The following is a 13,031-nucleotide window of genomic DNA, read 5'->3' as shown; positions in this document are numbered from 1 at the left end:
ATGGGGAGAGAGCCATGGCAAGCAATCCGGATAGCGCCGCGCGGGGCCTGCGCTGGGGCCGCGCGCTGATCGCCGCAGTCCTCGGCGAAGTGGTGCTGATCCTCGTCGCGATCCCGTTTTACGGATGGATGGACCTGGGCCACGCGGCGTCGCTGCTGAGCCTGATCGTCCCACCCGCTTCGTTCGTCGTGTTCGTCGGTGCGGGATACTGGTCGGCAAAGCCAACGCCAGGCTCGGCCCTGCTCCAGGGTGCGCTGACGGGCCTTATCGCCGTGGCCGCCTACGTCTTGATTGGGCTCGTCGCGAGCCTGTTCGTCGCGGGGACCAGCGTTGCGGCCGGCTTCACGCCCGCCTACCTCACGGCCCACGCGCTCAAGATCGTCGGCGGCGCGGTCGGCGGGTGGCTGGTCTCGCGCAAGGCCGCGCCCGCCGCCTGACCGGCAAGACAATTTGGCACATTTGCGCGGGTAGCCGCGGCGCCGATTTGCGCTATTGTCGGACTCAAATGGGATTCTCCCGCTCGCGAGGAGGGCCCGCAGAAGGGGAGGACAATCGATGCGCCGTTCGATCCGCATGGCACTCGCGGCTTTCGCACTCACCGCCGTGGCCGGCATGGCCGGCGCCGCGTCCGAGCCGCCCGGCGGCGTGCCGCTGCCCGAGCACAAGTGCCAGCGCGCCTGCCTCGAAGGCTACGTCGACAAATACCTCGCCGCGATGGCCGCGCACCAAGTCGATCCGGCGCTGTTCGCGGCCAACGTCAGGTTCACCGAGAACGGTGTGCAGTTGCCGTTCGGCACCGAGGGCCTGTGGGCGACCGCCAGCGGCGTCGGCAAATACAAGTTCTACGTCCCCGATACCGAAACCCAGCAAGTCGCTTTCCTCGGCACGATGATGGAGCAGGCCTCGACCAGCGCGGCCGGCGCCGCGCGCCCGCCCGAGCCGGTGGGCATCGACGTGCGCCTGCGGATCGACGCCAGCGGCAAGATCAGCGAGGTCGAGCAGATCGTCGCCCGTCCCGATCGTCCGCTCGGCGCCACCTCGGCGCCCAGCAGCAGCCCGTTCCCGGCGACCGGCGCGGCGGTCGAGGCGATGGGCTCGCCCCACCCGATCTTCCTCCAGGCCGTTCCCGAGAAGGAGCGGATGAGCCGCGCCGACCTGATCGCGGTCGCCAACCAGTATTTCACCGGCATGCAACGCAACGACGGCAAGGGGTACTATCCGTTTACCGACGATTGCCTGCGGCGGGAGAACGGCATGCTTGCAGCGGGACCGGGCGGCACGCCGGGCATGCGCGGCCAGCCGGTGATGACCTGCAAGGGCCAGTTCGAAACCGCGCTCAGGGGCGTCGTCACCGGGATCCGCGACCGCCGCTTCGTCGCCGTCGACCGTGAACGCGGCATCGTCTTCGCCTTCGCCGCCTTCGACCACCGGCCGATAAACTGGACGTGGGAGCTGGGCGAACTGTTCAAGATCGAGAACAACAAGATCCGCCGCATCGAGGCGGTTTTCATCCGCGGGCCCTACGGCGTCTGCTCGGGCTGGGGCACTTACGAGCAGTGCCGCAGCGAGGAAATCCAGGACGTCCGGTGAAAGCCAAGGGGGAGCTAGAACAATGATCCGTACACTTGTCGCAGCCGCGCTGCTCGCGGGCATCGCCTCGCCGGCGCTCGCCCAGAATGGCCCGCCGCCGAGTCCCTATGCGCCGCAGCCCGACAAGCCGACCTGCACGATGGAGCAGCTCAAGGCAGCCACCGCCGCTTATGTCGCCGGGCAAGCCAAGGGCGACATCTCCGCGCTGCCGCTCGATCCGAAGGCGCACTACCTGCAGGACATGGCGACGGTCGAAAAGTCGGCCGGCCTGTGGAACACCGCGCTGCCGGTCGCCCATTCGATGAGCCTGCACGATCCCATCCGCTGCAAGACCTTCAGCGAGATCGTTGTCACCGGCGCCAAGCCTTACGTGATCGGCACCCGGCTCTATTTGCACGACGGCAAGGTCATCCGCGTCGACAGCCTGGTGACCAAGCCGGGCGACTGGCTGTTCAACGCCAACGCCTACCTCAAGTACGCCAGGGCCGAGAACTGGCAGCCGCTGATGAAGTACCAGGGCACCGCGCCCGCCGAGATGATCCGCGGCGCCAACGCCTATCTCGATGCCTTCGCCGACAAGTTCACGGCCATCCCGTGGGGCCAGCCCTGCGCGCGGCTCGAAGGCGGCGCCTACACCAACCGCGAGGGCAAACCCGACGCCTCGTGCGAGGTCGGCATCCCGCCGGGCGTGCTCTACATCGTCAACCGCGACTACCTGATCGATCCCGAGATGGGCGTGATCAACGTCTTCTGCCGCTTCGGCAGCTCGACCGGCGGGCCGGACTCGCACAGCTTCCGCTTCATCGACGGCAAGCTGCGCGCGGTGCACACGATCAGCGTGCTCCCCGGGCCGCAGTCCGACGACAACGGCGGGATCGTGCGGGCGCCCGCTCCGAAAACCTGAGCCGCACCACAGCCCCCAGTGCACGTCGTCCACGTCAATTGCGGGATCGACGCCGAAGGACGTGGACCGGAGGCGCTGTTGCGGGCCTGGCCGACCGTCCCGCTGGTGGCCGAGGCGATTGCGCAGGCGGGCGCAAGGGTGACCGTGCTCCAGGCCAGCCGTTTCGCCGCCGAATATCGGCACGAAGGCGTCGACTACCGCTTTATCGCCGAACCGCGGCTTTCGCGGAAGTACGGCGCCGGCATCATGCCGTGGCGGCTCGCAGCGGCCGCGCGCCGGCTCGCCCCCGACGTGATCCACCTCAACGGTCTCGGCTTCCCGCTCCACCTCGCCGCGATCACCGGTCTCGGCGTCCCGGTACTGGTCCAGGACCACGCCAGCGCCCCCGGCGGCAAGCGGGGCAGGCTCAGGCGGTGGAGCTTGCGCGGGGCGGCGGGCGTGGCCTTCACCGCAAAGGAGCAGGCGGAGGAGTTCCGCCGCGCCGGGGAGCTGCCCGACGCGCTGCCGGTGTTTGCCGTACCGGAATCCTCGACGCGTTTCGCCGCGGGGGACCGTGGCGCCGCTCGCTCGTCGGCCGGAGTGTGGGGTGATCCGGCCCTGCTGTGGGTGGGCCGGCTCAACGCCAACAAGGACCCGCTGACGATCCTCGACGCAATCCGCCGGGTCCTGCCGCGGCTGCCCAACCTGCAATTCTGGTGCGCCTACGGCGAAGCCGACCTGCTGCCTGCCGTCGAGCAGGTCCTGCGCGAGGAACCGGCGCTCGCGGAGCATGTTCATCTGCTCGGCGCCCTGCCGCATGAGAAGATGGAACAGCTCTATCGCGCGTGCGACCTGTTCATCCTGGGCAGCCACCGTGAAGGCAGCGGCTATTCGCTCATCGAGGCGCTCGCTTGCGGGCTGGGCACGGTCGTCAGCGACATTCCTCCGTTCCGCGCGCTGACCGGCGAAGGCAAGATCGGTGCGCTGGCGCCATGCGGCGATGCCGAGGCCTTTGCGGAGGGGATCATGACGCTGGCGGAACGACCTCGCGAGGAAACGCGGGCGGCCACGCTCGAGCACTTCGAACGAGAGCTTTCGCCCGCGGCGCTCGGGCGCAAGCTCGTCGAAACTTATCACGCGGCAATTCGAGCTTACCGGAGCGCTAACCCTCGCTCCGCAAGAGAAACTTAACCCCGGTCCTACAGGGTCGCCGCATGACCAGGGGAAAACGCACAAGACTGCAGCAGAACAGCGCGCGTTCGCGCTCCGCGCCGCGCAACGCGGTGGTGATCGAAGGCCTGTGCGTGATCGGCGAGCGCGGCACAGAAGCCGCCTTGGTGACCGACCTGGGTTTGCAGGGCTGCCGCGTGCGAACGGAGGCCGTCGGGGTCACCCGCTCGGAAGCATTGCAGCTGTGGCTGGGCGAGGTCGGACCGATCGCCGGCAAGCTCAAGTGGACCAAGGGCGGCTCGCTCGGCGTGCTGTTCGATACACCGCTCGACGAAGGCACGCTGGAAGCGCTGCTCGAAGCGGGCGAGCCGACGTCGAACGTAATCCCCTTGCGGGCCTAGCTCGCGAGCACGAGCGCCGGTTCCAGGTCGACGCGAGCGAAATCGCCGAACAGGGCGTCGAACAGCAGTGCGCGGTGACATTCCGCCGCGTTGCGCTCGTAGCACAGCAGGCACACACGCTTCTCCTCGGCGAGCGCGCGCAGCTCGGCCATCTGCTTCATCGCTTCGGGCAATTCGAGCTGCCCGGAATAGACGCGCGAAAGCTCCGCCTGATCGCCTCGCCGCGCCGCCGCACGTCCTTCCGCGGGGGTGCCGAGATCGCGGAAGTGGCGATAGGCGATCCCCGCCTCCTCGACCGCGGCCTTGAGCGAGTTCTTCGAGAACCCGGGCCGGCGCGACAACGGGAGATAGCGGATGTCCGCCAGGACCTCGACCGCAGCCTCGCGCAAGGCTGCGACCACCGCGGCTTGCGTCGCCTGCTCGTATCCAATGGTGAAGATCGTCGGCATGGTTCACCCTCTGAACGATCCTGGCGCAGAACTTGTTTCTGGGCTTGCGGCCGGCAAGTCAGGCCGTGGTAAGGTAACGCTGTACAATCATGCGATTCCCCAACTAGGAACCCTGCCGCGATGCTTGCTCTTCTTCCGATCCTGCTGATGACGGCGCAAGCTGCTGCCCCGGCCGGCGATGCCGCGCCGCAAGGCCGCGCGCAAGTCTTCATCGCCCCTTCGGGCGAGCCATTTCGCGTCTACGGCGAGGTGCCCTATCCGGTCGCCGACTGGTTCTCGGGCGCCGACAAGAACGCCGACGGGAAACTCGACTTTGCCGAGTTCAACGCCGACTTCCTGCGGTTTTTCGATACCCTCGACGTCAATCACGACGGCGCGATCGATAGCATCGAAAAGACCCGTTACGAGGGCGAAGTCGCGCCCGAAACGCTCGGCGGTTCGTGGACGGGCGCCCGGGCGCCCGACAGCAACAAAGAATGGGCCTCGAAATTCGGCGATGATGTCGACCTTCCCAGCGTCGACCGGCCGAAGCGCAGCAAGGCTACGATACCGATCGGGGCGGCACGATTCGACCTGCTCGGGCTGCCCGAGCCCGTAGCGGCCATGGACCTGGAACTGCGCGGGCGCATTTCGCGCACCGCGGCCAGCGAGGCGGCGCATTTGCGCTTCAACCAGCTCGACACCGCGCATCGCGGGTACCTGACGCTCGACACCCTGCCCGCCACCCCCGTCGAAGGGCGCCGGCGCCGCTAGGTCAGCGCATCAGCACCAGTTCTTCGGCCATCGTCGGGTGGATCGCCACCGTCGCGTCGAAATCGGCCTTGGTGAGCCCCGCCTTCACCGCGATCGCCGCCGCCTGCATGATCTCGGGCGCGTCGGGGCTGATCATGTGAATACCGACGATGCGCTCGTCCTCGCCGTCGCAAATGATCTTGTAGAGGCTGCGCTCGTTGCGTCCGGCGAGCACGTTCTTCATCGGCCGGAAGTCCGACTGGTAGACCTTGACCGCGCCGAGTTTGTTGCGCGCCTCGCCCTCGGTCATGCCGACGCCGGCGATCGGCGGGTGGCTGAACACCGCGCTCGGGACGCATGAGTAGTCGACCGTCGTCGGCTTGTTGCCGAACACGGTGTCGGCGAACGCCTGTCCTTCGCGAATGGCCACCGGCGTGAGCTGGATCCGGTCGGTCACATCGCCGACGGCATAAATGCTCTCGACACTGGTGCGCGAATACTTGTCCACCTTGATCTCGCCCTTGGCGCCGAGTTCGACCCCGGCATCCTCGAGGCCCAGCCCCTCGGTATTCGGCAGGCGGCCGGTGGCGAACAGCACGCAATCGACCTCGAGATCGTCATGGTTGGTCATCGAGACGCGCAAGCTGCCGTCCTCGTTCTTGTGAATGCCGCGGAACTCGGCGTTGAAGCGGAAGCCGATGCCCTTCATCGTGCTGATCTGCAGCAGCCGGTCGCGCATGCTCTCGTCGTAGCCGCGCAGCAGCTGGTCGGAACGGTTGATCAGCGTGACCTTCGAGCCGAACTCGTTGAAAATACCCGCGAACTCGTTGGCGATGTAGCCCGCCCCGGAAATCAGGATCCGTTTCGGCACTTCGTCGAGGTGGAACACCTCGTTGCTGGTGATACCGAGCTCGTGCCCGGGACATGACGGGATGTGCGGCCGGGCGCCGGTACACACCAGGATGACTTTCGCCGTCTTCCTCGTTCCGTCGGCCAGCGTCACCTCGTGCGGGCCGCTGACCGTGGCCCGCTGCTCGATGATCTCGACCTTGTGGTTCTCGAGGGTCTGGCGATAGAGACCGTTGAGCCGGTCGACCTCTGCCAGCACGTTGTCGCGCAAGGCCTTCCAGTCGAACACGCAATTCTCGGCGGTCCAGCCGAAAGCCCGCGAATCCTGCAGGTCCTCGGCGAAGTGGGCGCCGTAGACGAGCAGCTTCTTGGGCACGCAGCCGCGGATCACGCAGGTGCCGCCGACGCGGTATTCCTCGGCCACCGCCACGCGGGCACCGTGCGCGGCCGCGACCCGGCTCGCGCGCACGCCGCCCGAGCCCGCGCCGATGGTGAACAGGTCGTAGTCGTAGTCGGCCATGTGGGAAGCTCCTGCTGCGCCGCGCATATGGCGGCTGCGGGGGCGCTTGCCAACCAGCGCGAGGCGGTGCTTTACGCGGACGATACACCACCTTACATTCGCGGGATGTTTCCGTTCTACGTCAAGGTCGCGGCCTCGTTGTGGCTGGCATGGCTGGTCAGTTGGCAATTGGCCGCGCTATGGCGCGACAAGCCGACCGCGCAGGCGCCGCGCGGCGATTACCGGGTGCATTTCCTGATGGTCGCAACGGGCATGGTCCTGATGTACGGAGTCGTCCCAAGGTTCCAGCCGCTGCTGTGGCATGTCGGCCCCATCCTGGGCTGGTCGATGATCGCGCTCACCGCCGCGGGCATCGCCTTTGCCTGGTGGGCGCGGATCGCGCTCGGCAAGCTGTGGTCGGGCGGGATCGAGCGCATGGCCGAGCACCGCGTGGTCGATACCGGCCCCTATGCCCTCGTCCGGCACCCGATCTACACCGGCCTGATCGCCGGCGCGGTGGCGATGGCAGGATTGCAGGGAAAGCCCTGGCCGATCCTCGGCGCGGCGCTGTTCTCGCTCGGCTTCGTCCTTAAGGCGCGGGTCGAAGAGCGCTTCCTTGAAAAGGAAATCGGCGGCTACGAGGACTATCGACGCCGGGTCTCGATGATCGTTCCGCTTCCCAAATTCTCCTGACACGCGTTCCTTCGCCGGGCGCGATGCGCTATGGTCATGCCAGCGCGAGGAGAAGATGCGATGCCGATCAAGATCACCGTCACGAAGAACGGCCCCTACAAGCTGACCGGCGACCTCGCCGAGCTCGAGATGCACGACGACGGCGGCAATGCCTACACTCTCGCCGGGCAGAAGCACGTCTTCCTGTGTCGCTGCGGCGCCTCGACCACCAAGCCGTTCTGCGACGGCCAGCACTCGAAGATCGGCTTCCTGGCGGCTGAAGAAGCGGTGCGCGAAGAGGACGACTGAGGCCTCGATACGGCGAATGCTTGCTTTGGCGCGCCGAGTTGCCCGGAAGAAAAGCGGAACCCACCGCGCGAATGGGCATTATTAAACCAAAGCAAGTTTTGAGAATTGGTGACGAAAATGAAACGCCTGGCGCAAAGTCTTGCGCTTTTGGGTGCGCTGGCTCTCGCCGTGCCGGCCCCCGCGCAAGCATCGAATGAAAGCCAACAAGCGGTCGAAAAGGCCTTCGACGCCGCCGCCGACGCGCGCGAGGATTTGTTCGATACCTTCGGCAAGGACACGCTCAAGAACGGCCAGTTCATGTGGAAGGATGGCGCCGACACCGTCACCCGCGTGGTGGTCAGCCTGGCGGACCAGATGGTCTATGCCTACGACGGTGACGAGCTGGTCGGCGCCGCGACGGCCTCGACCGCGCGCGAAGGCCACATCACCCCGACCGGCATCTTCCGGATCCTCGAGCGGCACGAGAGCTACCGCTCGAAAAAGTACGACAACGCCAGCATGCCGTACATGCAGCGGATCGACGACTACGGCATCGCCATGCACGGCGGACCTCTGCCCGGCTATCCCGCGTCGCACGGGTGCATCCGCATGCCGACCAAGTTTGCCGCCAAGCTGTTCGCCGCGACCGAAGTGGGCATCCCGGTCTACGTCGGCGGTTACCCGCCGTACTTCGACCCCACGACGGCCCAGGTTGCCCTGAAGGACTGAGCAGCGCGTTAGCAGATGCGTCTGCTGCGCGCGGGAATCGCGGACATTACGGAGCGAAGCCTGCGGCCCACGTTGCTAGCCCGCAGGCATGCGAATGTCTTTTAGAATTGAAGCGAAAACCAGGCTCTTGGTCCAAGGGCTTTCTCTGCTGGGCGCGCCGGCGCTGGCAATTCCGGCGCAGGCGCAGACGACGGACGAACCCGTCGTGGCAGTCGTCAGGCTCGCCGAAGCAGCGGACGATCCTCGCGCCGCCATGAGCGAGGCCTTCGGTCAGGACACACTCGAGAACGGCAAGTTCCTGTGGACGGACGGCACGACCGAGGTCGACCGGCTGGCGCTCAGGCTCACAGAGCAGCTGATCTACGCCTACGACGATGACCGCCTGGTCGCGGTTTCGACCGTATCGACCGGGCGCGCGGGGCACGAGACACTGCCGGGCAGCTTCAAGGTCCTGGCGAAGTACCGGCGCTATTTTTCAAAGAAGTATGACAACGCGCCGATGCCATACATGCAGCAGATCACCAGCTACGGGGTAGCGCTCCACGCGGGCAGGTTGCCGGGATATCCTGCCTCGCACGGGTGCATCCGCCTGCCCGACGAGTTTGCCGCGAAACTGTTCGAAGCGACCAAGATCGGCACACCGGTGCTGATCACGAAATAGCGTTCAGGCCAGCCCGGCCGCCTCGAGCAGCGCCTCGGTGCTCGGATCGAAGCGCTCCCCGCCGGCCTCGATCTTGCGGGCGATGTCCTTGCCGAGCTCGACGCCGAACTGGTCGAACGGGTTGATGCCCATCAGCACGGCGTTCGCGAACGTGCGGTGCTCGTGGAAGGCGACCAGCGCGCCCAGCGTGGCCGGATCGAGATCGTCGCACAGGATCGTCGCGCTGGGCCTGTTGCCGGGATAGCTGCGCGCCGGATCGTCGCTGGCGCGCCCGGCCATCAGCGCCGCTCCTTGGGCGAAGCAGTTCATGAGCAGGATGCGGTGGTGCGCCAGGTCGAGCTGGTCGCCCGGGGCCACGCTGGCGATGAACTCGATCGGCACGAGGTGAGTGCCCTGGTGGAGCAGCTGGAACACAGCGTGCTGCGCGTCGGTGCCGACCCCGCCCCAGGTGATCGGAGCGGTCGGACCATCGACCGGTGCGCCGTCCACGGTCACGCTCTTGCCGTTGGATTCCATCTCGAGCTGCTGGAGATAGCTCGGCAGCAACCTCAGGCGCTCGTCGTAGGCGAACACGGCGCGCGTCTCGGCGCCCCGGACGCGGGCGTAGTAGAGATCGGCGAACGCCGCGCGAAGCGGCAGGTTCGCGCGGCCGCCGGTATCGCGGAAGTGGGCGTCGACCCGCGCCGCGCCGTCAAGCATCGCGGCGAAGTCCTCCCAGCCCACGGCCATGGCGATCGGGAAGCCGATCGAGGACCACAGCGAATAACGCCCGCCGACGCTCTGTGAGAACGGCAGCACCCGCGTCTCGTCGACACCCCATTCGACCGCCTTCTCCGGGCTGGCGGTGAGCGCGACGACCCGGCCGTAGGGGTCCACCACGCCGTTGTCCCGCAGCCAAGCCAGCGCGCTTTCCGCGTTGGTCATCGTCTCGATGGTCGTGAACGTCTTGCTGGCCACGGCAATTAGCGTGGTCGCCGGGTCGCAGGCCATGAACGCTTCCTCGAGCGCGAGGCCGTCCACGTTCGAGACGACGTGGACGTCGCAACGCTTGAGGTCGCGCGCCAGGGCATCGACCGCCAGAGCCGGGCCGAGCGCCGAGCCGCCGATGCCGATATGGATCAGATGGTTGACCTCGCCGAGCGCGCCGTCGTGGATCGCCTCGACCAGCAGCTTCATCCGCGCGGCGAGCGCCATCGCCTCCTCGATGCTCGCTTCCTTGCCGACCCCGCGCAGCGCCGGGTGCTCGGCGGCGCGATTCTCGGTTCCATTGACCACCTCGCCGGCGAACAGCTTGCGACGCATCTCGGCGAAGCCCGCCGCCTCCGCGAGCGCTTCGAAATCGCCCAGCAGCTCGTCGGTCAGGTGGGTCTTCGACCAGTCGAACAGCACCCCGCCCTCGCCCGTGTCGATCCGGCCGCATAGCTTGCCGACGCGCTCGGGATCGCGCTCGAACAGCTCGGCCAGCGTTGCGTCGGACCGGGTCCTGATGACTTGCCAGGCGTCCGTTCGCGGGTCGCTCACTATTCAATCCTTTCCTACAGGCGGCCACATCGGCTAGGCGACCGGGCGATGATTTGGAACCGGAAAAACACCGCGACGACGAGGCGTCTTGCGCCGTCGGTGAAGCGGTGCGGCGGCTTCTGTTCTGGACCCTGTCAACCTTGTCAGTCCGGTGTAAACTTCGCCTCAGGTGTGCTCGATGGCTGACCTCGAATCACCCCCCGCCAGTCAGTTCGACAAGGCCGTCCCGGCCAGGAAGGAGGAAGGCAGCTTCCTGTGGTTCCTGGTCAAGTTGGTGATCGCGGTGCTGCTCTTTCGCACGTTCGTGTTCGGCATGTTTTCGATCCCCAGCGAATCGATGCTGCCGGCGGCGATGTGGGGCGACTACCTGTTCACCGAGAAGTGGCCATACGGCTATTCGCAAGCCTCGATGCCGCTCGACATCAAGCTGTTCGACGGGCGCATTTTCGGCCACGTGCCCGAACGCGGCGACGTGATCGTGTTCAAACACCCGATCAACCGCGAAACCTACATCAAGCGCGTGATCGGCCTGCCGGGCGACACCGTGCAGGTCAAAGGCGGCGTGGTCTATCTCAACGGCGCCGCGATCCCGAAGGTGCGCGTGGGCGATTTCGTCGCCCCGATCACGCCCTACGACCCGTGCCGCATCGCCCGCTTTCGCAGCGTCGCGGCGGACGGCACGCCCGTCTGCCGCTATCCCCGCTTCCGCGAGACTCTGCCCGGCGGTGTGAGCTACATGGTGCTCGATTTCGGGGAGTCGGGTGCCAACAACCCGTGGGGCGTCAACGCCGACAACACCGATGCGGTCATCGTCCCCGAGGGCAAGCTGTTCGTGATGGGCGACAATCGCGACAATTCGGAAGACAGCCGCTTCCCCTCCGAAGCCGGCGAGGGTGTCGGCTTCCTGCCGATCGACAACGTGGTCGGCCGCGCGGCGGTGATCGCCTTCTCGACCGACGGCCGGGCAAGCTGGGTCAACCCGATCAGCTGGTTCCGCGCGGCGCGCTGGGGCCGCATCGGAGACACCTTGTGAAAGAGCTTGGCGAGAGCCGGGCGTGGCTCGAGCGGCTCGGCTTCACGGTCACCGACGAGGAGCTGTGGATCGAGGCGCTGACGCATGGCAGCATGGGCGCTTCGCGCGATTACCAGCGGCTCGAGTTTCTCGGCGACCGGGTGCTCGGTCTGGCCATAGCGGAATGGCTCTATCGCCGAGAGGACGCCTCCGAAGGCGAGCTGGCGCAGCGCCTCAACGCGCTTGTCAGCCGGGCGACGTGCGCCGCGATCGCGCAGGAGATCGGCCTGCCCGAGCACGTCCGGCTGGGGCGCCAGGCGCGCGACGACGGCGCCCACACCAGCGACAATGTCCTCGGCGACGTGCTCGAGGCACTGCTTGGGGCGAATTTCCTCGAATCCAGCTTTTCCGCCACGCGCGAAATCGTCCACGACTTGTGGGAGGAGGCGGTCTCCGGTCACGCCGGCCGTTCCAAGCATCCCAAGAGCGCGCTGCAGGAATGGGCCGCCGGCAACCGCCGCAAGCCACCGGAATATGAAGTGATCGACCGCTCCGGTCCGGACCATGCGGCGAAATTCACCGTTCGCGTGAGCGTGCACAAGGTCGGCGAGGTCGAGGGCACCGGCTCGAGCAAGCAGGACGCCGAGACCGAGGCGGCGCGGCTGTTCATGGAGAGGTTCGGATGACCCGCTGCGGGGTAGTCGCGGTGCTGGGCGCGCCGAACGCCGGCAAGTCGACGCTGGTCAACGCGCTCGTCGGGCAAAAGGTGGCGATCGTCAGCGCCAAGGCGCAGACCACGCGCGCGCGGCTGATGGGCATCGCGCTCGAGGGCGAAACGCAGATCATCCTCGCCGATACGCCCGGCATCTTCGCACCAAAGCGGCGGCTCGACCGGGCGATGGTCAGCGCCGCGTGGGAAGGCGCCGAGGCGGCCGACGCGATCGTGCTCGTGGTCGACGCCGTCAAGCAGCGCCGCCACGAGCTCGAACCGCTGCTGGAATCGCTCGCGCACCGCTCCGAGCGCAAGCTGCTGGTGCTCAACAAGGTCGACGCAGCGGTGAAGGAATCGCTGCTCGAGCTCGCGCAGGGGCTCGTCGGCAAGGTTGCCTTCGACGCGGTGTTCTACGTCTCCGCGCTGACGGGCGATGGGGTGGCCGAACTCAAGCACCGCCTCGCCGAGCTGATGCCCGAGGGGCCGTGGCACTACCCGGAGGACCAGGTCAGCGACGCCAGCGAGCGCCTGCTGGCCACCGAAGTGACCCGCGAGCAGCTCTACCGCCAGCTGCATGAGGAACTGCCCTACGACAGCGCCGTGCGGCCCGAGAGCTACACCGTGCGCAAGGACGGCAGCATCGAGATCCGCCAGCAGATCGTCATCGGCCGCGACAGCCAGAAAGCCATCGTCCTCGGCAAGCGCGGAGCGCGGATCAAGGCCATCGGCGAAGCGGCGCGGAGCGAGCTGAGCGAGCTGCTCGGCGTGCCGGTGCACCTGTTCCTGCACGTCAAGGTCGACGAGAACTGGGCCGAAAGCCGCGAGATTTACGAAGAGATAGGACTCGACTGGGTACGCTAGGC

The 13,031-nt window shown here is 67.0% G+C and carries 16 protein-coding genes; 13 read left to right on the top strand and 3 right to left on the bottom strand.

Features of this window, described 5'->3' with window-relative positions; all coding sequences use genetic code 11:
* The first annotated feature begins 14 nt into the window (after positions 1-14).
* From G7B69_RS00330 to G7B69_RS00310, 5 genes are all read left to right on the top strand, one after another.
* Positions 15-437, top strand: coding sequence for a hypothetical protein (locus G7B69_RS00330; RefSeq protein WP_166174895.1), 423 nt, complete (start codon positions 15-17; stop codon positions 435-437).
* Positions 438-555: 118 nt separating this feature from the next.
* Positions 556-1,590: a DUF8021 domain-containing protein gene (locus tag G7B69_RS00325; RefSeq protein ID WP_166174893.1), complete on the top strand. Its 1,035-nt coding sequence runs from the start codon at positions 556-558 to the stop codon at positions 1,588-1,590.
* A 22-nt stretch (positions 1,591-1,612) separates the two neighbouring features.
* Positions 1,613-2,494, top strand: coding sequence for a DUF8021 domain-containing protein (locus G7B69_RS00320; protein WP_166174891.1), 882 nt, complete (start codon positions 1,613-1,615; stop codon positions 2,492-2,494).
* An 18-nt stretch (positions 2,495-2,512) separates the two neighbouring features.
* Entirely contained in the window at positions 2,513-3,664 is a 1,152-nt protein-coding gene (locus tag G7B69_RS00315) for a glycosyltransferase family 4 protein (RefSeq protein WP_166174889.1), read from the top strand.
* Between the two features lie 23 nt (positions 3,665-3,687).
* Positions 3,688-4,044 (top strand): hypothetical protein, encoded by a 357-nt coding sequence (locus tag G7B69_RS00310; RefSeq protein WP_166174887.1) that lies wholly within the window; start codon positions 3,688-3,690, stop codon positions 4,042-4,044.
* Here G7B69_RS00310 and G7B69_RS00305 read toward each other — a convergent pair.
* Entirely contained in the window at positions 4,041-4,493 is a 453-nt protein-coding gene (locus G7B69_RS00305; RefSeq protein WP_166174885.1) for a DUF488 domain-containing protein, read from the bottom strand. The two genes, G7B69_RS00310 and G7B69_RS00305, sit on opposite strands and share 4 nt — an antisense overlap.
* 120 nt (positions 4,494-4,613) lie before the next feature.
* Between G7B69_RS00305 and G7B69_RS00300 the strand changes: the two genes are divergently transcribed.
* Entirely contained in the window at positions 4,614-5,246 is a 633-nt protein-coding gene (locus G7B69_RS00300) for a hypothetical protein (protein ID WP_166174883.1), read from the top strand.
* A gap of 1 nt (position 5,247) precedes the next feature.
* On the opposite strand, the gene gor is transcribed toward G7B69_RS00300, so the two are convergent.
* Positions 5,248-6,594, bottom strand: a complete 1,347-nt coding sequence (gene gor, locus G7B69_RS00295) for a glutathione-disulfide reductase (protein ID WP_166174881.1) — start codon at positions 6,592-6,594, stop codon at positions 5,248-5,250.
* Positions 6,595-6,621: 27 nt separating this feature from the next.
* On the opposite strand from gor, the gene G7B69_RS00290 reads away from it, so the two are divergent.
* The 4 genes from G7B69_RS00290 to G7B69_RS00275 all read left to right on the top strand — a co-directional run bounded on the left by G7B69_RS00290 (position 6,622) and on the right by G7B69_RS00275 (position 8,923).
* Positions 6,622-7,266 (top strand): methyltransferase family protein, encoded by a 645-nt coding sequence (locus G7B69_RS00290; RefSeq protein WP_207785914.1) that lies wholly within the window; start codon positions 6,622-6,624, stop codon positions 7,264-7,266.
* Positions 7,267-7,326: 60 nt separating this feature from the next.
* Positions 7,327-7,554 carry a CDGSH iron-sulfur domain-containing protein gene (locus G7B69_RS00285; protein ID WP_166174879.1) on the top strand — a complete coding sequence of 76 codons (228 nt, stop codon included), beginning with the start codon at positions 7,327-7,329 and terminating at the stop codon, positions 7,552-7,554.
* A 117-nt stretch (positions 7,555-7,671) separates the two neighbouring features.
* Positions 7,672-8,262 (top strand): L,D-transpeptidase family protein, encoded by a 591-nt coding sequence (locus G7B69_RS00280; RefSeq protein ID WP_166174877.1) that lies wholly within the window; start codon positions 7,672-7,674, stop codon positions 8,260-8,262.
* 127 nt (positions 8,263-8,389) lie between these two features.
* Positions 8,390-8,923: a L,D-transpeptidase family protein gene (locus G7B69_RS00275; RefSeq protein ID WP_243414957.1), complete on the top strand. Its 534-nt coding sequence runs from the start codon at positions 8,390-8,392 to the stop codon at positions 8,921-8,923.
* A 3-nt stretch (positions 8,924-8,926) separates the two neighbouring features.
* Here the strand turns inward: G7B69_RS00275 and pgi are convergent, their stop codons facing one another.
* Positions 8,927-10,444: a glucose-6-phosphate isomerase gene (pgi, locus tag G7B69_RS00270; RefSeq protein ID WP_166174873.1), complete on the bottom strand. Its 1,518-nt coding sequence runs from the start codon at positions 10,442-10,444 to the stop codon at positions 8,927-8,929.
* Between the two features lie 178 nt (positions 10,445-10,622).
* On the opposite strand from pgi, the gene lepB reads away from it, so the two are divergent.
* Genes lepB through era form a run of 3 tightly spaced genes read left to right on the top strand, consistent with a single transcriptional unit; the run spans position 10,623 to position 13,029 of the window.
* On the top strand, positions 10,623-11,477 hold the full coding sequence (gene lepB / locus G7B69_RS00265) for a signal peptidase I (RefSeq protein ID WP_166174871.1): 855 nt from the start codon (positions 10,623-10,625) through the stop codon (positions 11,475-11,477).
* Positions 11,474-12,142, top strand: a complete 669-nt coding sequence (gene rnc, locus G7B69_RS00260; RefSeq protein ID WP_166174869.1) for a ribonuclease III — start codon at positions 11,474-11,476, stop codon at positions 12,140-12,142. The genes lepB and rnc overlap by 4 nt, the downstream gene beginning before the upstream one ends.
* A complete protein-coding gene (gene era, locus G7B69_RS00255) occupies positions 12,139-13,029 on the top strand; it encodes a GTPase Era (protein ID WP_166174867.1) in 891 nt (296 codons plus the stop codon). Before rnc ends, era begins: the two co-directional genes overlap by 4 nt.
* Positions 13,030-13,031 lie beyond the last annotated feature (2 nt).

Origin of the sequence: Croceibacterium segetis, assembly GCF_011320115.1 — a bacterium.
In the GTDB taxonomy this organism is placed as follows: Bacteria; Pseudomonadota; Alphaproteobacteria; order Sphingomonadales; family Sphingomonadaceae; genus Croceibacterium_B; species Croceibacterium_B segetis.
The sequence above is the reverse complement of the archived record's forward strand: the minus strand, read 5'-3'. Positions and strand labels throughout refer to the sequence as shown.